The sequence below is a fragment of the Streptomyces sp. NPDC033174 genome, assembly GCF_055577795.1.
The window spans coordinates 301,176-319,658 of record NZ_JBVIPQ010000008.1; the positions used below are offsets into that span (position 1 = coordinate 301,176).

19 protein-coding genes, 2 pseudogenes and 1 riboswitch are annotated in these 18,483 nt (G+C 71.9%); of the genes and pseudogenes, 12 read left to right on the forward strand and 9 right to left on the reverse strand.

What is annotated here, in order from left to right:
* Positions 1–531, forward strand: a complete 531-nt coding sequence (locus ACZ5VC_RS25705) for a hypothetical protein (protein WP_469122359.1) — start codon at positions 1–3, stop codon at positions 529–531.
* A 9-nt stretch (positions 532–540) separates the two neighbouring features.
* Here ACZ5VC_RS25705 and ACZ5VC_RS25710 read toward each other — a convergent pair whose 3' ends face one another.
* From ACZ5VC_RS25710 to ACZ5VC_RS25720, 3 genes are all read right to left on the reverse strand, one after another.
* Positions 541–1,287 carry an isocitrate lyase/PEP mutase family protein gene (locus tag ACZ5VC_RS25710; RefSeq protein WP_469122360.1) on the reverse strand — a complete coding sequence of 249 codons (747 nt, stop codon included), beginning with the start codon at positions 1,285–1,287 and terminating at the stop codon, positions 541–543.
* The gene (locus ACZ5VC_RS25715; protein ID WP_469122361.1) at positions 1,278–1,727 is read right to left on the reverse strand and encodes a carboxymuconolactone decarboxylase family protein; all 450 of its coding nucleotides are present in this window, start codon (positions 1,725–1,727) and stop codon (positions 1,278–1,280) included. The genes ACZ5VC_RS25710 and ACZ5VC_RS25715 overlap by 10 nt, the downstream gene beginning before the upstream one ends.
* Before the next feature lie 89 nt (positions 1,728–1,816).
* A complete protein-coding gene (locus ACZ5VC_RS25720) occupies positions 1,817–2,356 on the reverse strand; it encodes a carboxymuconolactone decarboxylase family protein (RefSeq protein WP_469122362.1) in 540 nt (179 codons plus the stop codon).
* Between the two features lie 47 nt (positions 2,357–2,403).
* Between ACZ5VC_RS25720 and pdxR the strand changes: the two genes are divergently transcribed.
* On the forward strand, positions 2,404–3,834 hold the full coding sequence (pdxR, locus tag ACZ5VC_RS25725; RefSeq protein WP_469122363.1) for a MocR-like pyridoxine biosynthesis transcription factor PdxR: 1,431 nt from the start codon (positions 2,404–2,406) through the stop codon (positions 3,832–3,834).
* Positions 3,835–3,900: 66 nt separating this feature from the next.
* Here the strand turns inward: pdxR and ACZ5VC_RS25730 are convergent.
* Positions 3,901–4,727 (reverse strand): annotated as a pseudogene (locus ACZ5VC_RS25730) (DMT family protein); the annotation flags it as partial.
* A 136-nt stretch (positions 4,728–4,863) separates the two neighbouring features.
* Here ACZ5VC_RS25730 and ACZ5VC_RS25735 point away from each other — a divergent pair.
* Together ACZ5VC_RS25735 and ACZ5VC_RS25740 are read left to right on the forward strand one after the other, a co-directional pair.
* Positions 4,864–5,160: a hypothetical protein gene (locus tag ACZ5VC_RS25735; RefSeq protein WP_469122364.1), complete on the forward strand. Its 297-nt coding sequence runs from the start codon at positions 4,864–4,866 to the stop codon at positions 5,158–5,160.
* Positions 5,161–5,175: 15 nt separating this feature from the next.
* A complete protein-coding gene (locus ACZ5VC_RS25740; RefSeq protein ID WP_469122365.1) occupies positions 5,176–6,369 on the forward strand; it encodes a glutathionylspermidine synthase family protein in 1,194 nt (397 codons plus the stop codon).
* A gap of 75 nt (positions 6,370–6,444) precedes the next feature.
* On the opposite strand, the gene rocD is transcribed toward ACZ5VC_RS25740, so the two are convergent.
* Positions 6,445–7,650, reverse strand: coding sequence for an ornithine--oxo-acid transaminase (rocD, locus tag ACZ5VC_RS25745; RefSeq protein WP_469122366.1), 1,206 nt, complete (start codon positions 7,648–7,650; stop codon positions 6,445–6,447).
* Positions 7,651–7,757: 107 nt separating this feature from the next.
* A riboswitch (ZMP/ZTP riboswitch) is annotated at positions 7,758–7,848 on the forward strand.
* 67 nt (positions 7,849–7,915) lie between these two features.
* Here rocD and ACZ5VC_RS25750 point away from each other — a divergent pair.
* Entirely contained in the window at positions 7,916–9,187 is a 1,272-nt protein-coding gene (locus tag ACZ5VC_RS25750) for a serine hydroxymethyltransferase (RefSeq protein WP_469122367.1), read from the forward strand.
* Between the two features lie 101 nt (positions 9,188–9,288).
* On the opposite strand, the pseudogene ACZ5VC_RS25755 reads toward ACZ5VC_RS25750, so the two are convergent.
* Positions 9,289–9,564, reverse strand: a pseudogene (locus ACZ5VC_RS25755) (RNA polymerase sigma factor); the annotation flags it as partial.
* A 99-nt stretch (positions 9,565–9,663) separates the two neighbouring features.
* Here ACZ5VC_RS25755 and trpS point away from each other — a divergent pair.
* Positions 9,664–10,677 (forward strand): tryptophan--tRNA ligase, encoded by a 1,014-nt coding sequence (trpS, locus tag ACZ5VC_RS25760; protein ID WP_469122368.1) that lies wholly within the window; start codon positions 9,664–9,666, stop codon positions 10,675–10,677.
* Positions 10,678–10,771: 94 nt separating this feature from the next.
* Positions 10,772–11,365 carry a 2'-5' RNA ligase family protein gene (locus tag ACZ5VC_RS25765; protein WP_469122369.1) on the forward strand — a complete coding sequence of 198 codons (594 nt, stop codon included), beginning with the start codon at positions 10,772–10,774 and terminating at the stop codon, positions 11,363–11,365.
* Positions 11,366–11,392: 27 nt separating this feature from the next.
* Here the strand turns inward: ACZ5VC_RS25765 and ACZ5VC_RS25770 are convergent, their stop codons facing one another.
* Complete coding sequence (locus ACZ5VC_RS25770; protein ID WP_469122441.1) at positions 11,393–12,148, reverse strand: decaprenylphospho-beta-D-erythro-pentofuranosid-2-ulose 2-reductase; 756 nt, start codon at positions 12,146–12,148, stop codon at positions 11,393–11,395.
* A gap of 114 nt (positions 12,149–12,262) precedes the next feature.
* Entirely contained in the window at positions 12,263–13,645 is a 1,383-nt protein-coding gene (locus tag ACZ5VC_RS25775; RefSeq protein WP_469122370.1) for an FAD-binding protein, read from the reverse strand.
* A gap of 173 nt (positions 13,646–13,818) precedes the next feature.
* On the opposite strand from ACZ5VC_RS25775, the gene ACZ5VC_RS25780 reads away from it, so the two are divergent.
* Genes ACZ5VC_RS25780 through ACZ5VC_RS25795 form a run of 4 tightly spaced genes read left to right on the forward strand, consistent with a single transcriptional unit; the run spans position 13,819 to position 16,901 of the window.
* Entirely contained in the window at positions 13,819–14,430 is a 612-nt protein-coding gene (locus ACZ5VC_RS25780; protein ID WP_469122371.1) for a phosphatase PAP2 family protein, read from the forward strand.
* The gene (locus ACZ5VC_RS25785) at positions 14,423–15,391 is read left to right on the forward strand and encodes a decaprenyl-phosphate phosphoribosyltransferase (RefSeq protein ID WP_469122372.1); all 969 of its coding nucleotides are present in this window, start codon (positions 14,423–14,425) and stop codon (positions 15,389–15,391) included. The genes ACZ5VC_RS25780 and ACZ5VC_RS25785 overlap by 8 nt, the downstream gene beginning before the upstream one ends.
* The gene (locus tag ACZ5VC_RS25790) at positions 15,388–15,816 is read left to right on the forward strand and encodes a GtrA family protein (protein WP_469122373.1); all 429 of its coding nucleotides are present in this window, start codon (positions 15,388–15,390) and stop codon (positions 15,814–15,816) included. Before ACZ5VC_RS25785 ends, ACZ5VC_RS25790 begins: the two co-directional genes overlap by 4 nt.
* Positions 15,804–16,901: a YihY/virulence factor BrkB family protein gene (locus tag ACZ5VC_RS25795; protein WP_469122374.1), complete on the forward strand. Its 1,098-nt coding sequence runs from the start codon at positions 15,804–15,806 to the stop codon at positions 16,899–16,901. The genes ACZ5VC_RS25790 and ACZ5VC_RS25795 overlap by 13 nt, the downstream gene beginning before the upstream one ends.
* Here the strand turns inward: ACZ5VC_RS25795 and ACZ5VC_RS25800 are convergent.
* A complete protein-coding gene (locus ACZ5VC_RS25800; RefSeq protein WP_469122375.1) occupies positions 16,867–18,123 on the reverse strand; it encodes a D-alanyl-D-alanine carboxypeptidase family protein in 1,257 nt (418 codons plus the stop codon). The genes ACZ5VC_RS25795 and ACZ5VC_RS25800 overlap by 35 nt on opposite strands.
* 106 nt (positions 18,124–18,229) lie before the next feature.
* Between ACZ5VC_RS25800 and ACZ5VC_RS25805 the strand changes: the two genes are divergently transcribed.
* Positions 18,230–18,475 (forward strand): SCO4848 family membrane protein, encoded by a 246-nt coding sequence (locus ACZ5VC_RS25805; RefSeq protein WP_469122376.1) that lies wholly within the window; start codon positions 18,230–18,232, stop codon positions 18,473–18,475.
* Positions 18,476–18,483: the final 8 nt, after the last annotated feature.

Sequence of the window (18,483 nt, forward strand, 5' to 3'; positions counted from 1 at the left end):
ATGCTGACCACGGGGACGACCTCGGGCACGAGCGGAGCGACCCGCTTCGACCGTCGCATGTACGCACTTATGAACAACCGCGAGGGCGCGGCGTTCTACGCCACCGCCGCCCGCCGGCGGACCGCCGTCGGCGTCCACATCGCGCTGACAGCGGCCTCGATCGTCGTCTGGATCGAGCTGGTCCGCAGCGACGCGATGTGGCCCGCCTTCGCCATGCTCGGCCTGCTGCTGCCGTGGGTCGTCGCGACCGGCGTCATCAACGGCTCCACCCGGGGCCTGCTCGAACTGCGCGGCCGGATGCTCGACGAACGCCAGCTCGCCGAGCGCGACAAGGTGCGCGCCCTGGCGCACCGGATCACGACCTGGGTGCTCGGCGCGGCCGCGGCGGCCGTCGGCGCCGCGGCCTGGTTCGCGGGACTGACCTTCGACGGGATGGTCTTCCCCGTGCTCTTCGGGGCGCTCGTCACCCACTGGCTGATGCCGCTGTGGGTCGCCGGGCTCCGGGTGCAGGACGAGCCCGCCGACGACTGACGCACGTCCCTACGCGGGGGCGAACTCCGACGCGATGTCACGCAGCGCCGCCGTCGCGCGGCGCAGCAGGCCGGGGCCGAAGGTGATCCGTGTGGCGCCGAGCCGGCCGAGTTCGGCCGGCGAAGGGCCGCCGGGCAGCGCGAACGCATTGAGCGGAGCGCCGATCTCCTGGCGAAGGAACGGCAGTCGGTCCGTCGGAGCCATGATCGGGAAGACGCCGTCCGCGCCCGCCGCGAGATAGAGCCGGGCCCGCTCGACGGCCTCGGCGGGGTCGGACACGCCCCGCACGAAGCTGTCGACGCGGGCGTTGACGAAGAGCGCGTCACCGGCCTCGGCCCGTACCGCCGCCAGCCAGTCCGCGTGCTCCCGGGGGTCCTTGAGTCCCTTTCCGGCCTCCGAGTCCTCCAGGTTCACACCGACCGCGCCCGTCTCCAGGATCCGGGCCACCAGCTCCTTCGGCGACAGTCCGTAGCCGTGCTCCAGATCCGCCGAGACCGGTACGGAGACCGAGCGGACGATCCTGGTCACCGCCGCGAACATCTCGTCGACGGGGATCGCGCCGTCCTCGTACCCCAGTGAGGCCCCCACCCCGGCGCTGGTCGTCGCCAGCGCCGGGAAGCCGGCGTCCGCGAAGAGGCGGGCGCTGACGGCGTCCCAGGGGCCCGGCAGGACCAACGGGTCGTCGGCCGCCCGGCCCTGGTGCAGCGCGCGGAACACCTCGACGGCGCTCACGCCGCGGTCCTGGGTCACTGCCATACGAGTCCTCCGGGCGGTGTACGGCGGGCGACCATGAGGCGGTTCCAGCCGTTGATGACGACGATCAGGGCGATCAGATGGGCGAGTGCGGCCGGTTCGAAGTGCGTGGCGGCCCGCTCGTGGACGGCGTCCGGGACGAATCCCTCGGTGAGGACGGTGACGGCCTCGGTCAGCGCCAGCGCGGCGCGCTCGCGCTCGGTGAAGACGCCGTCCGTCTCCTCCCAGACCTGGAGCAGATCGAGCCGCCGCTCGGACTCGCCGTTCTCACGCGCGAGGGCCAGGTGCATGTCCAGACAGAACGCGCAGCGGTTGATCTGCGAGGCCCGGAGCATGACCAGTTCGACGAGGACCGGATCGCCGAGGCCCTTCTTGGCGGCGGCGCCCGCGGCGGCGAGCGCGTGGTAGACGCCGGCGGAGAGCCGGTCGGTACGGGACGGCATGTCGGTGCGCGGTCCTTACTGGGTCGGGCGGCCGGACGGCCGGGCGGGCGGTCCCTCCACGGGCCGGCCGGTCCGGCACTTCTGGAGGGTCAGTTCTTGAACATGCCCGGGGTGTAGTGGCCCGGGACCGTCCGGGCGGTCACACCGATGCGGTTCCACGCGTTGATGACCGTGATCGCCGCGATCAGCTGGGCGAGTTCGGCCTCCTCGAAGTGTTGGGCGGCCCTCTCGTACACCTCGTCCGGCACGAAACCGTCCGTCAGGACCGTGACCGCCTCGGTCAGCGCGAGCGCCGCCAGCTCCTTCTCGGTGTAGAAGTGCTCGGACTCCTCCCAGGCGGAGAGCTGGACGATCCGCTCCACCGACTCACCGGCCGCGAGCGCGTCCTTGGTGTGCATGTCGAGGCAGAAGGCACAGTGGTTGATCTGCGAGGCCCGGATCTTGACCAGCTCGTACACGACCGGGTCCAGACCCTTCGCGGCGGCCGCCTCGAGCCGGATCATCGCCCGGTAGAACTCCGGGGCCAGCGTGGCGAGAGGGAGGCGGGGGGTGTGCTCGGGGGCGTAGGCCTTCTCGTCAGCGGTCTTCTCGCCAGCGGTGTTCCCGTGTGCGGGGTGGGTCGTGGTCATGAGAATGACCGTATGGCGCGCGTGGCGCAGGAGTATGGTCCACCTTCATGGCGAATGACTGGGCCACTTTCGGGGCCGACCTCCATCTTGAGCTGCGTGGACCCCGGCTGCGGGCGGGGCTGATGGACGCCCTGCGTGAGGCCGTGCGCAGTGGACGCCTCGCGCCCGGGACGCGGCTGCCGTCGTCCCGTTCGCTCGCCGCCGACCTGGGGATCGCCCGCAACACCGTCGCCGACGCGTACGCGGAGCTGGTCGCCGAGGGCTGGCTCGTCGCGCAGCAGGGCTCCGGCACCCGGGTGGCCCGGCGCGCCGCGCCGCGCAGGCCCGCGCCCGCGCCGCCCCGGTCCCGCCCGTCGCCGGGCCGGGCCACCCACAACCTGCGCCCCGGGACCCCCGACGTCGGCTCCTTCCCGCGCGTCGAATGGCTCAAGGCGGCCCGGCGGGCCCTGACCAACGCCCCGCACGAGGCCTTCGGTTACGGGGATCCGCGCGGCCGGATCGAACTGCGGACCGTCCTCGCCGAGTATCTGGCCCGGGCGCGCGGTGTGCACGCGAGTCCGGACCGGATCGTCATCTGCTCCGGTTTCGTCCACGGGCTGATGCTGATGGGCAAGGTGCTGCGCGCCGGCGGTCACCCCGTGCCCGCGGGGCGCAGAGGGAGGATGCGGGAGGTGGCCGTCGAGTCGTACGGACTCGATGTGCACTGGAACCTTCTCATCGAGGCCGGCCTGCGGCTGCCCGCCCTTCCCTTCGATGAACTGGGCACTCGCACCGACCAGTTGGGCGGCATGAAGGCGGCGGGCGCGGTACTGATGACCCCGGCCCACCACTTTCCGCTCGGCGGCGCGCTGCCCCCGGACCGGCGTGCCGCCGCCGTCGACTGGGCGCGCGCGACGGGCGGTCTGATCCTGGAGGACGACTACGACGGCGAGTTCCGCTACGACCGCCAGCCGGTCGGCGCGCTCCAGGGCCTCGATCCGGAGCGCGTCGTCTACATGGGGACGGCGAGCAAGTCACTGGCGCCGGGGCTGCGGCTGGCGTGGATGGTGCTGCCGGAGGATCTGGTCGGCGACGTACTGGAGGCGAAGGGCACCGTCGACTGGGTGTCGAGCGCGCTGGACCAGCTGACGCTGGCGGAGTTCATCGCGTCGGGGGCGTACGACCGGCATGTGCGCGGGATGCGGTTGAAGTACAGGCGCCGCAGGGACCAGCTGGTGGAGGCGCTGGCCGAACGGGCCCCGCACATCCGGGTGAGCGGGATCGCGGCCGGTCTGCACGCGGTACTGGACCTGCCGCCAGGAACGGAGCGCGCGGTGATCCAGGCCGCGGCGTGGCAGGGGCTGGCCCTGATGGGCGTCGACCGCTTCCGCCACCCGTCGGTGGAGCAGGGCCGCGACGGCCTGGTCGTCGGGTACGCGACCCCGACGGACAGCGGGTGGGCGGGTGCGCTGGACGCGCTGTGCCGGGTGCTCCCCTGAAGCCCTACTTCTCCTCCGGACCGTCCGGGGTCTCGGGCGCCGGCGTGGATGAGGGCCGGGGGGCGGTGCCGGCCCGGGTGCAGGGACCGGTTCGGGCGCGGGTGGCTCGCCGAAGCGGGCCAGGAAGAGCCCGCCCGCCACCGCGACCACGAAACCGGTGACCGCCAGCCAGGCCATGCCCTCGCGCGTGCGGTCGCCCCCCACACCCACCACCGCGGGGCCGATCGTCTCGCCGAGCACCATGCCCGCCGTGGCCGTCGTCACCGAGCCGCGCTGGAGCGCCGAGGTGAGCAGCAGGAACGCCACACTGCCGCCGAGCATCAGCGCGTAGATGGCCGGATTCGCCAGGTCGAAGGAGTCGATCAGCCGGACCGCGACCTCGACCACCCCGAACCCGAAGCCGGCGCACAGTCCCAGCAGCAGCGCCCGGGGCCCCTCCGGCAGCCGGCCCACCGCCGCGCCGATCAGCAGGATCCCGAACGCCGTCCCGAGCATCGACCAGCGCAGCGCCGCCGACCCCGGCCGGTCGCCCTCCGGGCCGGAGGCGAAGGCGAGCATCGCCAGCCCGGCGCAGACCACCACCACGGCCGCCCACTCGCCGGCGCTCAGCCTGACCCGCAGAAGACGCGAGGCGACGACGGCGGTCACCGCGAGGCTCGCGGCGACGCCGCGCCCACCGCGTAGATGGGAAGCGTCCGCAGCGCCACGATCTGCAGGACGAAGGCGATGCCGTCCAGCCCGAGTCCGGCCAGGTAGCGCCACTGCCGCAACGCGCGGACGGGCAGCGCCAGGTCGACCCCGGAGCCGCTGCCCGGCTTCGCGGCGCGGGCGGCGATCGCCTGCAGGACGGAGGCCGTGCCGAAGCAGACCGCGGAAGCCAGTGCGCAAACCATCCCCAACAACACAAAGCGACCTTAGTCCCGGATCATTCACGGATCATTCGCGGACCGGGCGCAAGGGCGCGGAGATCTGCCCTCTAGGGTGTGCGAACGGTTGGTCGAGTACGTGAAAGAAGCGGAAGGGCGGCACATGCGCAGGCTCAGGTCGAGCACGGTGGTGCTCGGCGGCATGGGGGTGCTCGCGGCGACGATCACCGCCTGTGGTTCCGAACCGGACAAGCGGTGCGTCGACCCGCTCACCCGGGAGATGCTGCCCAGTTACGAGTGCAGCGGTAGCGGCAGCGGCAGCGGGAGCAGCACCCCCCGTGGCTCGTACTACTACGGCGGCAGCGTGAGCGGGGACCGGGTCGACGGCGGCAGCTTCGACAAGACGGCGGTCGACCGGGGCGGCTTCGGCTGCTCCGGGTCCGGCTCCGGCGGCGGCTGAGCGAGCCGCGTCGGCATGGAACGGCACACCATCGAACCCCGCCCCGGCTGGCAGCGGACCGTCGAGGAGCAGGGGCTCGTCTACCCCCTCACCCGCTACCCCGACGGCTCCCTGCGCCCCTACTGGGACGAGAGCGCGTACTACTCCTTCACCCTGCCCGAGGTCGAGGCGCTGGAGGAGGTCGTCGAGGAACTGCACGCCATGTGCCTGGCGGCGGCCGCCCATATCGTCGAGCGGGAACGCTTCGCCGACCTCGGGATCACCGACCCCCGGCTCGCCTCGCTCATCGCCGAGTCCTGGCACCGGCGGGACGAACTCCCCTCCCTCTACGGCCGTTTCGACCTGCGCTACGACGGTACGGGGCCGGCCAAGATGCTGGAGTACAACGCCGACACGCCCACCTCGCTCGTGGAGGCGGCCGGCCCGCAGTGGTTCTGGATGGAGGAACGCTTCCCGGGCGCCGACCAGTGGAACTCGCTCCACGAGCGGCTCGTCGACGCCTGGAAGCGCCAGTCCGCCCTGCTGCCGCCCGGCCCGGTGCACTTCGCGCACTCCGACGGGGACGAGCTCGGCGAGGACCTGATGACGGTCGCGTATCTGCGCGAGACCGCCCAGCAGGCCGGACTCGACACCGAGGCGCTGTCCATGGAGCAGATCGGCTGGGACCGGCTCAGCGGACGCTTCGTCGACGACCGGCTGCGCTTCATCCGCAGCTGCTTCAAGCTCTATCCGTGGGAGTGGCTGGTCACGGACCGGTTCGGGCCGCACGTCCTGGACACGCTCGACAACGGCGGCGGCACCGGCACCACCTGCTGGATCGAGCCGGCCTGGAAGATGCTCCTCTCCAACAAGGCGCTGCTCGCGGTCCTCTGGGAGCTGTATCCGGGGCACCCGAACCTGCTGGCCGCCCACCTGGACGGCCCGCGCGACCTGGCCGTCACCTCGGGTTACGTCGCCAAGCCGCTGCTCGGCCGCGAGGGCGCGGGCGTCACCGTCCACGCGCCGGGCGCCGACCCGGCGGGGGACCGCGTCGTGCGGGACGAGCCGGTCTGCTACCAGGAGCTGGCCCCGCTGCCCGACTTCGCCGGCAACCGTGTCGTACTCGGCGCGTGGGTCGTCGGGGACGAGGCGGCGGGGCTCGGTATCCGCGAGTCGGCGGGGCTGATCACGGACGAGTACGCCCGCTTCCTGCCCCACGTCATCCTCTGACGCCGCCCGGCCGCCCCCTGCCATGCGGCCCACGGGGCCGGCTCCCCCAGCAGGGGGGCCGGCCCCGCGCCCGCCTCAGCCCTCCAGCACCGCCCTCAGCTGATCGAGCCCCCAGTCCAGGTCCTCCTTGCTGATCACCAGCGGAGGGGCGATCCGGATCGTCGAGCCGTGGGTGTCCTTCACCAGGACCCCGCGGTCCATCAGCTTCTCCGAGATCTCCCGGCCCGTGCCCCGGCTCGCGGCGATGTCGACGCCCGCCCACAGTCCGCGGCCCCGCACGGCCTCCACCGCACCGCCGCCCACCAGCAGGCCCAGCTCACGGTGGAGATGGTCACCGAGCTCGGTAGCCCGCTGCTGGTACTCGCCGGTCCTCAGCATCGCGATCACCTCCAGCGCCACCGCGCACGCCAGCGGATTCCCGCCGAAGGTCGAACCGTGCTCACCCGGCCGGTACACCCCGAGCACCTCGGCGCTCGACACCACCGCCGACACCGGCACCACACCGCCGCCCAGCGCCTTGCCGAGCACATACATGTCCGGGACCACGCCCTCGTGTTCACACGCGAAGGTCTTCCCGGTCCGGCCCAGACCCGACTGGATCTCATCGGCGATGAACAGCACGTTCCGCTCGCGGGTGAGGCGACGGACCCCCTCCAGATAGCCGGCCGGAGGCACCAGGACCCCGGCCTCGCCCTGGATGGGCTCCAGCAGCACGGCCACCGTGTTGGCGCTGACCGCCGTCTCCAGCGCGGTCAGGTCGCCGTACGGGACGATCTCGAAGCCCGGCGTGTACGGGCCGAAGTCCGCCCGCGCCTCGGCGTCCGTCGAGAAGCTGACGATCGTCGTCGTCCGCCCGTGGAAGTTGTTCGCCGCGACGACGATCTTCGCCTGGCCGTCCGGCACGCCCTTGACGCGGTACCCCCATTTCCGGGCCGTCTTCACGGCGGTCTCCACCGCCTCCGCCCCGGTGTTCATCGGCAGCACCATCTCCATGCCGCACAGCTCCGCGAGCCTGCCGCAGAACTCGGCGAACCGGTCGTGGTGGAACGCGCGCGACGTGAGGGTCACCCGGTCCAGCTGGGCCTTGGCCGCGTCGACGAGCCGGCGGTTGCCGTGTCCGAAGTTGAGCGCCGAATATCCGGCGAGCATGTCGAGATAGCGGCGCCCTTCGACATCGGTCATCCAGGCGCCGTCCGCCGAGGCGACGACGACGGGCAGAGGGTGGTAGTTGTGTGCGCTGTGCGCCTCCGCGGAAGCGATCGCGTCTTGTGTTCTCGACACGGGATCTCCGTTCGTCCTGCGGCTGGGTGCGGGAGTGGTGCCCTTTTCTATCGTCGCTCGGATGCTGGACGAGGAAACCTTGATGACGACTCGCCCGCTAGGCTGGAAACACGCACGGCGACTGGCGTACGGGGAAGAAACCCCGGGGAAGCCGTGCGCGGCAAACCGCACGAGGTGCCGCCCGCCTGGGCACCCTGGGATCCGTCCCGTGTGGGTGTGCCGCGTCAGACCCCCCGGGAGCCACCGCATCGCCCGGAGGAACGCCATGAACGACCTTCCCGCGCACCACCCCGCCCTCTCCGCGGAAGACCCCGAGCTCGCCGCGCTCGTCGGCGCCGAAGAGCGCCTGCAGGCCGAGACGCTCAGGCTGATCCCCAGCGAGAACTACGTCTCGCACGCCGTCCTCGAAGCGTCCGGCACCGTCCTGCAGAACAAGTACAGCGAGGGCTACGCCGGCCGGCGCTACTACGAGGGCCAGCAGAACATCGACCAGATCGAGGTCCTCGCCATCGCGCGCGCCAAGGCCCTCTTCGGCGTCGACCACGCCAATGTGCAGCCCTACTCGGGCTCCCCGGCCAACCTCGCCGTCTATCTCGCCTTCGCCGAGCCCGGTGACACGGTGATGGGCATGGCCCTCCCCATGGGCGGCCACCTCACCCACGGCTGGGGCGTCTCGGCGACCGGCAAGTGGTTCCGGGGCATCCAGTACGGCGTACGCCAGGACACCGGGCTCATCGACTTCGACGAGGTGCGCGAACTCGCCCTCAAGGAGCGCCCCAAGGTCATCTTCTGCGGCGGCACCGCGCTGCCCCGCACCATCGACTTCGCCGCCTTCGCGGAGATCGCCCAGGAGGCGGGCGCGGTGCTCGTCGCCGATGTCGCCCACATCGCCGGACTCATCGCCGGTGGCGCCCACCCCTCGCCGGTGCCGCACGCCGACGTGATCTCGACGACCACCCACAAGACCCTGCGCGGGCCGCGCGGCGCGATGCTCATGTGCCGCGAGGAGCACGCCAAGGCCATCGACAAGGCGGTCTTCCCGGGTCTCCAGGGAGGCCCCCACAACCAGACCACCGCCGCCATCGCGGTCGCCCTCCACGAGGCGTCCCGGCCCTCCTTCCGGGAGTACGCGCACTCCGTCGTCGCCAACGCCAAGGCGCTCGCCGAGGAACTGCTGGTTCGGGGCTTCGACCTGGTCTCCGGCGGCACCGACAACCACCTGATCCTGATGGACCTCACCCCCAAGGACGTCCCGGGCAAGGTGGCCGCGAAGGCCCTCGACCGGGCCGGGATCGTCGTCAACTACAACACCGTCCCGTTCGACCCGAGGAAGCCCTTCGACCCCTCCGGCGTCCGTATCGGCACCCCCTCCCTCACCTCGCGCGGACTCGGCACCCAGCACATGGCCACCGTCGCGGACTGGATCGACCGGGGTGTCACCGCGGCCGGCTCGGGCGACGAGGACGCCCTGACCCGGATCCGCGCCGAGGTCGCCGACCTGATGTCCGCCTTCCCGGCCCCGGGCCTGCCCGCCTGATCACCGGCCGCCTCTTCCGTGGGGCCTCATGGGTGTCCCCCTGAGGCCTCACGGGTCACACCGGGCTCACGGGCCTCAGCGGCTCGGAGCACGAGCAGATCCGCCTCCCGGCCGGCGACGGCCCGCTGCCGCAGGGCCGCGCGGCCTATGTGTTCCTCGTCTCATTGACCATGATCCGCAGCAGTCACGGACGGAACGCCGAGCCGTCCCGGAACCGCCCCGGCGAGCAGAACGCCTCGGAGAAGGCCTGCCGCACCACGTCCTCCGCGTCCGCACCGGCTCCGCACGCCACGGCCGCTCTCAGTGCCGCACCCGTGTGGGGGACGCACCAACTCGGCGCAAGCCTCCGCCTCCCCGGCGCGTACGCGTGCGATCACCGCGGCCCCGCCGACGACGCTGCGGCGTCCTCCGCGTGCTCACACCTTCGATACACCGGCAGTCCGGGTTCGGTTCCCACACCTGAGAGAATGATGAGCATGGCCTCTGATCGTCCTCGTGTGCTCTCCGGAATCCAGCCCACCGCAGGCTCGTTCCACCTCGGCAACTACCTCGGTGCGGTGCGTCAGTGGGTCGCCCTGCAGGAGACCCACGACGCCTTCTACATGGTCGTGGACCTACATGCGATCACCGTTCCCCAGGACCCCGCCGACCTGCGTGCGAACACCCGCCTCGCGGCGGCCCAGCTGCTGGCCGCCGGCCTCGACCCCGAGCGCTGCACCCTCTTCGTCCAGAGCCACGTCCCCGAACACGCCCAGCTCGGCTGGATCATGAACTGCCTGACCGGCTTCGGCGAGGCCGGCCGCATGACGCAGTTCAAGGACAAGTCCGCCAAGCAGGGTGCCGAGCGCGCCACCGTCGGCCTGTTCACCTACCCGATCCTCCAGGTCGCGGACATCCTGCTCTACCAGGCCAATCAGGTCCCGGTCGGCGAGGACCAGCGCCAGCACATCGAGCTGACCCGCGACCTCGCCGAGCGCTTCAACCACCGCTTCGGCGAGACGTTCACCGTCCCGGCGCCGTACATCCTCAAGGAGACGGCGAAGATCTTCGATCTCCAGGACCCGGCGATCAAGATGAGCAAGTCGGCGTCGACGCCCAAGGGCCTGATCAACCTGCTCGACGAGCCGAAGGCGACGGCGAAGAAGGTCAAGAGCGCGGTCACCGACACGGACACCGTGATCCGTTTCGACCCCGTGGAGAAGCCTGGCGTCAGCAATCTGCTCACCATCCTGTCCACCCTCACCGGTACGACCGTCCCGGACCTGGAGAAGCAGTACGAGGGCCAGATGTACGGTGCGCTGAAGACGGACCTCGCCGACGCCATGGTGGAATTCGTCACTCCCTTCCGGACCCGTACGCAGGAATACCTGGACGACCCGGAGACGCTGGACTCCATCCTGGCCAAGGGCGCGGAGAAGGCCCGCGCGGTCGCCGCCGAGACCCTTGCCCAGACCTACGAGAAGGTGGGCTTCCTGCCCGCGAAGCACTGAGTCCGGAGTGGGGCCCAAGGGCCCTGGCCTCCCGGACGCGCAGGCGCCACACTGGCGGCTGTGTGACCCGTCACCGATGACTGAGGAGAACGACGTGGGGACCGTAACGCTCGGCGTTTCGATCGCGGTCCCGGAGCCCTTCGGCAGCCTGCTCCAGGAGCTGCGCGCGAGCTTCGGGGATCCTGCCGCGCACGGCATCCCCACGCATGTCACCCTCCTCCCGCCGACGCAGGCGGACGCGGCGGACCTGCCCGCGATCGAGGCGCATCTCGCCGAGGTCGCGGCGTCCGGCCGCCCCTTCCCGATGCGGCTGAGCGGTACGGGCACCTTCCGTCCGCTGTCGCCGGTGGTCTTCGTCCAGGTCGTCGAGGGCGCGGCGGCCTGCTCGTGGCTCCAGAAGCGGATCCGTGACGCCTCCGGGCCGCTGGTGCGGGAGCTGCAGTTCCCCTACCACCCGCACGTGACGGTCGCCCACGGCATCTCCGAGGAGGCGATGGACCGGGCCTACGAGGAGCTGTCCGAGTTCGCGGCGGAGTGGTCCTGCACGTCCTTCGCGCTCTACGAGCAGGGCCCGGACGGCGTCTGGCGCAAGCTCCAGTCGTACGACTTCGGCGGTGGCCGGCCCGTGACCGGCGTCCCGGCGCAGGGCACCCCCGTCGACGCGCCGGCCAGCTTCACCGCCCCGTAAGCCCGCGTGGACCCCGCCGCCGTGCCCTCAGACCGGCAGGCGGCGGAAGAGCGGCCTCGGCAGGTGCCGCAGCGCCGTCATCACGACGCGTAGCGCCCCCGGTACCCAGACCGTCTCCGAGCGGCGCCGCAGGCCCAGCTCGATCGCCGTGGCCACCGCCTCCGGGGTCGTGGCCAGGGGCGCCTCCGTCAGGCCGGCCGTCATCCTCGTCCGTACGAAACCGGGCCTGACGATCATCACGTGCACACCGGTGCCGTAGAGGGCGTCGCCGAGGCCCTGGCAGAAGGCGTCCAGGCCGGCCTTCGAGGACCCGTAGATGAAATTGGCGCGGCGGGCCCGCTCCCCGGCGACCGACGAAAGGACCACCAAGGAGCCGTGCCCCTGCGACTGGAGCGCCTTCGCGCAGATCAGCCCGGCGGAGACGGCTCCGGTGTAGTTGGTCTGGGCGACCCTGACGGCGGCGGCCGGGTCGGCCTCGTCATGGGCCTGGTCGCCGAGGACGCCGAAGGCCAGCAGCACCATGTCGATGTCGCCGTCGGTGAAGAGCTTCGTGAGGCGCTCCTCGTGCGTGGCGGTGTCGAGCGCGTCGAAGGGGACGGTACGGACGTCCGCGCCGAGCTCGCGCAGCGAGGACGCGGCGGACTCCAGGGTGGGGCAGGGACGTCCGGCCAGCAGGACCGTGCGGGTGCGGCGGGCGATCAGACGGCGGGCGGTGGCGAGGCCGATCTCGGACGTACCGCCGAGGACGAGCAGGGACTGCGGGGCACCGAAGGCGTCCTTCATGAGCGGCGTCTCCTTCATGATCGGGGTTTCCTCGTCGAAATCTCTGCGTCGGGATCTCTGCGTCGGGATCTCTGCGTCGGGATCTCTGCGTCGGGATCTCCGCATGGGGATCGTTCAGAGGGCGAGGCGGCGGGAGAGGTCCGAGGTGAAGACCGAGTGCGGGTCCAACTCGGCCCGCAGCTCGCGGAATCGCGGCAGCTGCGGATACATGGAGCGCAGGAGCTCGGGGCGCAGCCGGGAGTCCTTGGCCAGATAGACCCGGCCGCCCGCGGCGACGACCTCCTCGTCGAGTTCGTCGAGGAAGGCGCCGAGCCCCGACAGGCCGGCCGGGATGTCCAGGGCCAGCGTCCAGCCCGGCATGGGGAAGGAGAGCCAGCCCGGGTCGGCCTCGCCGAACCGCTTCAGCACGGCCAGGAACGACGGACAGCCGCGGCGGGCGATCCGCCGGACGACCCGGCGCAGGGTGTCCTCGTGGCCGTGGCCGACGACGAACTGGTACTGGACGAAGCCGGACCGGCCGTAGACGCGGTTCCAGTGCGGCACACCGTCCAGGGGGTGGAAGAACGTGGAGAGCCGTTGGAGCCGGCCGGTCCGCTTCCGGGGGGCCTTGCGGTACCAGAGCTCGTTGAAGAGGCCGACGGTCGTTCTGCCGAGCAGTCCCTCCGGGATCACGGAGGGGGCGGGGGGCAGGTGCCCCGGGTGGAAGGCGAGGGGGGAGCGCCGGGCACGCGGAGGGAGCGCGTCGTACGGTGCATGCTCGCCCCGGGTCAGGACGGACCGGCCGAGTGCGGCGCCGCGCGCCAGCAGATCGATCCAGGCGACCGAGTAGCGGTACCGGTGGTCCGTGGCGGTGAGCCGGGCCATCAAGTCGTCGAGGTCGTCGGCCCGTTCGGTGTCCACGGACATCAAGGACGTCTCGACACGGTGCAGTTGGACGGTGGCCGAGAGGATCACACCGGTGAGGCCCATGCCGCCCGCCGTTGCGTCGAAGAGGTCGGTGCCGGGGACGACCGTATGGACCGAGCCGTCGGCGGTGAGCAGTTCCAGGGAGCGTACGTGGCGGGCGAAGGAGCCCGAGACATGGTGGTTCTTGCCATGGATGTCCGCGGCGATCGCACCGCCGACCGTGACGTACCGGGTCCCCGGACTCACCGGTACGAACCAGCCGAGGGGCAGGAGCACCTCCATCAGCCGGTGCAGGCTCACTCCGGCGTCGCAGACGACGGTGCCGCTCCTCATGTCGACCGAGTGGACGCGGTTGAGGCGTGTCATGTCGAGGACGGAGCCGCCGGCGTTCTGGGCGGCGTCACCGTACGCGCGGCCGAGGCCCCGGGCGATGCCCCCGCGGGCGCCGGCGACCCCGCAAGCGCGGACGGCGGCGGCGGTCTCCTCGTACGTGCGGGGGCGGACGACGCGCGCGACGGTGGGGGCGGTACGGCCCCAGCCGGTCACGGAGACGGCCTCAGGGGCGGCGTCGGTGGGGGTGTCGGCAGCCATGGTTGTGACCGTATAGCCACGTGTGAGCTTTTTGCCGGGTTTGTTACGGGGCTCGCCGAAATGGGTGATTAAAGGAGTGTCAGGAAAGATTGACGTGCCGTCTGCCCGCCCCCGAGCCATCCTCGCCCCTGGCCCATGGCGCGCATCGGGCGCGGGGACGGAAGGGGTGGCGGATGCGGTACGTCGACTGTGCGGGCGCCGATCACCGGCTGCTCGCCGCACTGCGCGGCTGCGGCCGGCGGCCGGGGGTGGCCGCGGCCGCCCGGGCGCTCTCGCTCAGCGGTGAACACGGGGCGCTGTGGCTCACGGTGGGCCTGGCGCGCGCCGCGGCCGACCGGCAGCGGCGCGGCGCGTGGCTGCGCGGTACGGCGCTGATCGGCGCGGCGCATCTGGCGAGCATGGGCGTGAAGCGGATGGTGCGCCGTCCCCGCCCCGAACCGACCGCGTACGAGCCCCTCGTACGCACCGCGGGGCGTCACTCCTTCCCCAGCTCCCACGCGGCGTCGGCGGCCGCAGCCGCGGTCGTCTTCGCGGCCCTCGGCCCGGCCGGCCGCCGTCTCGCCCCGCCGCTGGCGGCCGCGATGTGCCTCTCCCGGCTCGTCGTCGGCGTGCACTATCCGACGGATGTGGCGGCGGGGGCGCTCCTGGGCGGCGCCCTGGCCACGCTGGGCGGCGGCTGGCTGCGTTCCGGTGGCGCGGGCACGGGCACGGGCGCCGGAGCGGGAGCGGTGGCGCGGGCGCCCGGGTGGACGGCCCCCGCCGGGGCGAGGTGGCCACATGCCTGAGCGGAACACCGCGCTGCTGGAGGCGCCCGCGTCGGCGCGCGGTGCGGCGGCGCGGCCCCGGTCGCGCTGCCGGGCCGCCCTCGTCCTGTGCCTCGGTCTCGTCCGCACCGCACGGCCCCGGCAGTGGATCAAGAACGTTCTCGTCGTCGCCGCGCCCGCAGCCGCGGGCGAGCTGGTCTCCTGGACCACCGCACGTCAACTGGCGCTCGTCTTCACGCTGTTCACGGCGGCGGCCGCCGCCGTCTACCTCGTCAACGACGCGCGGGACGCCAAGGCCGACCTGGCCCACCCGGTCAAGTGCCGCAGGCCCGTGGCGGCCGGCGTCGTCCCCGTGCCGGTCGCGTACACCGCCGGGGCACTCCTCGCCCTCGCGGCGACGGCCGCCGCCGCCGTCCTGTGCAACCCGATGACGGCCGCGCTGCTCACCGCCTACCTCGCCATGCAACTCGCCTACTGCGTCCGCCTCAAGCACGTCCTGGTCGTCGACCTCGCCGTCGTCACCACCGGCTTCCTGATGCGCGCGATGATCGGCGGACTGGCCCTCGGCATCCCGCTCTCCCGCTGGTTCCTGATCACCACCGGGTTCGGCGCGCTCTTCATGGTCGCCGCCAAGCGGTACTCGGAGGCCGTGCAGCTGGCGCACAGCAAGGGCGCGACCCGCGCGCTGCTCACCGAGTACACCACCGGATACCTGCGCTTCGTCTGGCAGTTGGCCGCCGGGGTCGCCGTCCTCGGCTACTGCCTGTGGGCTCTGGAGAGCGGTGGCACCGCCAACGGTTCGCTGCTGCCCTGGCGTCAGCTCTCCATGATCGCCTTCATCCTCGCCGTCCTGCGGTACGCGGTCTTCGCCGACCGGGGCACCGCCGGAGCCCCCGAGGACGTCGTCCTGGGCGACCGGCCGCTGGCCGTCATCGGTCTGGCCTGGGCCGCGATGTACGGCATGGCGGTCGCCGACCTGTGAGCCCGACGCCGCACCGGCGGGAGGTGGCCGGATTCGCGGCCGCCGGACTGTGCGCGTACGCGGCCGATCTCGCGCTCTTCGTCTGGCTCCGCGGCCCGCTCGGCCAGGACCCGATCGCCGCGAAGGCGTTCTCCTTCCTCGGCGGGTGCACCGTCGCCTACCTGGGCAACGCCCTGGGGACGTACGGCCGCAGAGGCGTGGGCCTGCGCGAATACGCCGTCTTCTTCGCCGTCAATGTCGCGGGCGCGCTCGTCCAGCTGCTCTGCGTGGGCGTCTCCCACTACGGCCTCGGCCTCACCTCCGGCCGCGCCGACACCGTCTCCGGGCTCGGCATCGGCATGGCCCTCGCCACCTGCCTGCGTTTCTGGGGCACGCGAAGCCTGGTTTTCGGCGAGCGTGGTAGGCGTACGTCATGGACTGGCTGATCAGGCTCCCCGTCGTCGGACCCGTCGTCGGGCGGCTCATGCGTACCCACGCGTGGCGCTCGTACGAGACCCTCGACCGGGCCCACTGGACCCGGCTGGCGGCCGCCATCACCTTCATCAGCTTCCTCGCGCTCTTCCCGCTGATCACGGTCGGCGCGGCACTCGGCGCCGCGCTGCTGAGCGAGAAGCAGCTCGACGAGATCCAGCGGAAGATCTCCGAGCAGGTGCCGGGGATCTCCGACCAGCTGGACATCAACGCGCTCGTCGCCAATGCGGGAACCGTCGGGCTCGTCGCCGGCGCGGTCCTGCTCTTCACCGGCATCGGCTGGGTCGGCTCGATGCGGGACTGCCTGCGCGCGGTGTGGGACGCCGACGACGAGGACGAGGGGAATCCCTTCCTGCGCAAGGCCAAGGACGCGGTGGTCCTGCTCGGGCTCGGGGCGACCGCGCTCGGTTCGCTCGCCGCCTCCGTGCTGGGCTCCACCGCCGTCGGCTGGAGCGCGGACCGGCTCGGCGTCGACCACGGCGGCGCGGGCGGGGCGCTGCTGCAGATCGCGGCCCTTCTTGTCGGCGCGCTCGCCGACTTCCTGCTGCTGCTCTATCTGCTGACGCTGCTGCCGGGCGTCCATCCGCCGCGCCGCCGCCTCGTGGTGGCGGGGGTGATAGGCGCCGTCGGCTTCGAACTGCTGAAACTGCTGCTCGGCGGCTATATGCGGTGGGTCGCCGCGAAATCGATGTACGGCGCGTTCGGTGTGCCCGTCGCGCTGCTGCTGTGGCTCAACTTCACCGCGAAACTGCTGCTGTTCTGCGCGGCCTGGACGGCGACGGGGAGCCAGAACGACGAGGCCGGCGGCGACGAGAGGGACGACGGCGACGGTGAGGGGGAGGGCGACGGCGAGGACGCCCGCCGGGACGAGGGCGACGGCGAGGACACCCGCCGGGAGGTGAGCGACGGCGGGGACACCCGCCGGGAGGTGAGCGACGGCGGGGACACCCGCCGGGAGGTGAGCGACGGCGGGACCAGGGGCGCCCCCGCCGCACCGTCCACCGCTAGCGCGCCCGGCGGAGCGGCCACTTCCGGTTGACCAGGAACGCCGCGCCGACCACGAGAACCAGCGCGCCTCCCGCTATCCCCAGCGCCGTGCCTATGCCGCCGGAGCGCTTTCCCGCGGAGGCGTTCTTCGCCGGGCCGCCCTTGCCGTGGTTGGCCTGCTCGGTGCCCGCCGAGGCGCCCGTGCCGGTCCGCGCGGACTTCGGCGGGACCAGCTCGCCGACCGGCTTCACCTTGCCGGCCGCCGCGAAGCCCCAGTCGAGCAGCCGGGCGGTCTCCTTGTAGACCGCGAACCTCTCCCCCGACGACGGGTTCATCACCGTCACGAGCAGGACTTTGCCGTTCCGCTCGGCCACTCCGGTGAAGGTGGCGCCCGCGTGGGTGGTGTTGCCGTTCTTGACGCCCGCGATGCCCTTGTACGGGGCTATGCCGTAGTCACCGGTCAGCAGCCGGTTCGTGTTCTGGATCTCGAACATCTCGCGCTTCTTGCCCGGCTTCAGCTCGCCCGGGAAGGAGGCGCGCGGCGTCGAGGAGTACTCCCGGAAGTCCGCGTTCTGCAGTCCGCTGCGCGCGATGAGCGTCAGGTCGTAGGCGGAGGAGACCTGCCCCGGGGCGTCGTAACCGTCGGGCGAGACGGCATGGGTGTCCAGTGCCTGGAGCTCGGCCGCGCGGTCGTTCATGTCCTGGACGGTCTTGAGCACGCCGCCGTTCATGGCGGACAGGACGTGCACCGCGTCGTTGCCGGACTTCAGGAAGACACCGAGCCACAGGTCGTGGACGGTGTACGGGAGCTTCTCCTTGATCCCGACCAGGCTGGAGCCCTCGCCCAGGTCGGCCAGTTCCGCGTTGGTCACCAGGTGCGTCTGCGTCTTGGGGAGCTTGGGCAGGACCGTGTCCGCGAAGAGCATCTTCAGGGTGGAGGCGGGCGGCAGCCGCCAGTGCGCGTTGTGCGCGGCCAGGACCTCACCGCTCTCGGCGTCCGCGACGATCCAGGACCGGCCGGTGAGCTCCTTCGGCAGCACGGGGGCGCCGGGACCGAGCTGTACCTGCGTGCCCGGCTTGCCGAGCAGCGCCCCGCCGACGGTGGACATGGCGGCGGGCGGCCGGGGCTGCTTCTCCTCCTTCTTGGTCTCGTCCTTCTTGTCGACCGCGGGGCTCGCCAGGGCGGGAGCGGCGGTGACGAGGGGGAGAACCGGAAGAGCCGAAAGAGACACAGCAGCGGTGACCGTCAGCACGGTCTTTTTCAAGGCAGACACGGACGAGAACGTACAGGGAGCGATGCCAGAACCGAACACCACCGGTCGGAAGTGGGCACGCCCACCCCGCCGCACCGCCCTGCCACCGGGCGGTGATACTGAAACCATGAAGCTCAGCCGCCCCGTGTCCTGGTTCCTGCTCGCCTTCGGGGTGTGGAGTTGGTTCATTTGGATCACTTTCATCAAAAACCTGTGGAACGACGGAAGCGGTCTCGCTTTCGACGACGCGGGTGACCCGACCGGGTACTTCTGGGTTCATCTGCTGCTCGCCATCACGTCCTTTCTCCTGGGGACGGGTGTGGGGGTCATCGGGTTGCGTGGCGTGCGCGCATTGAGTCGCGAACGCGACTAGCGGCAGGC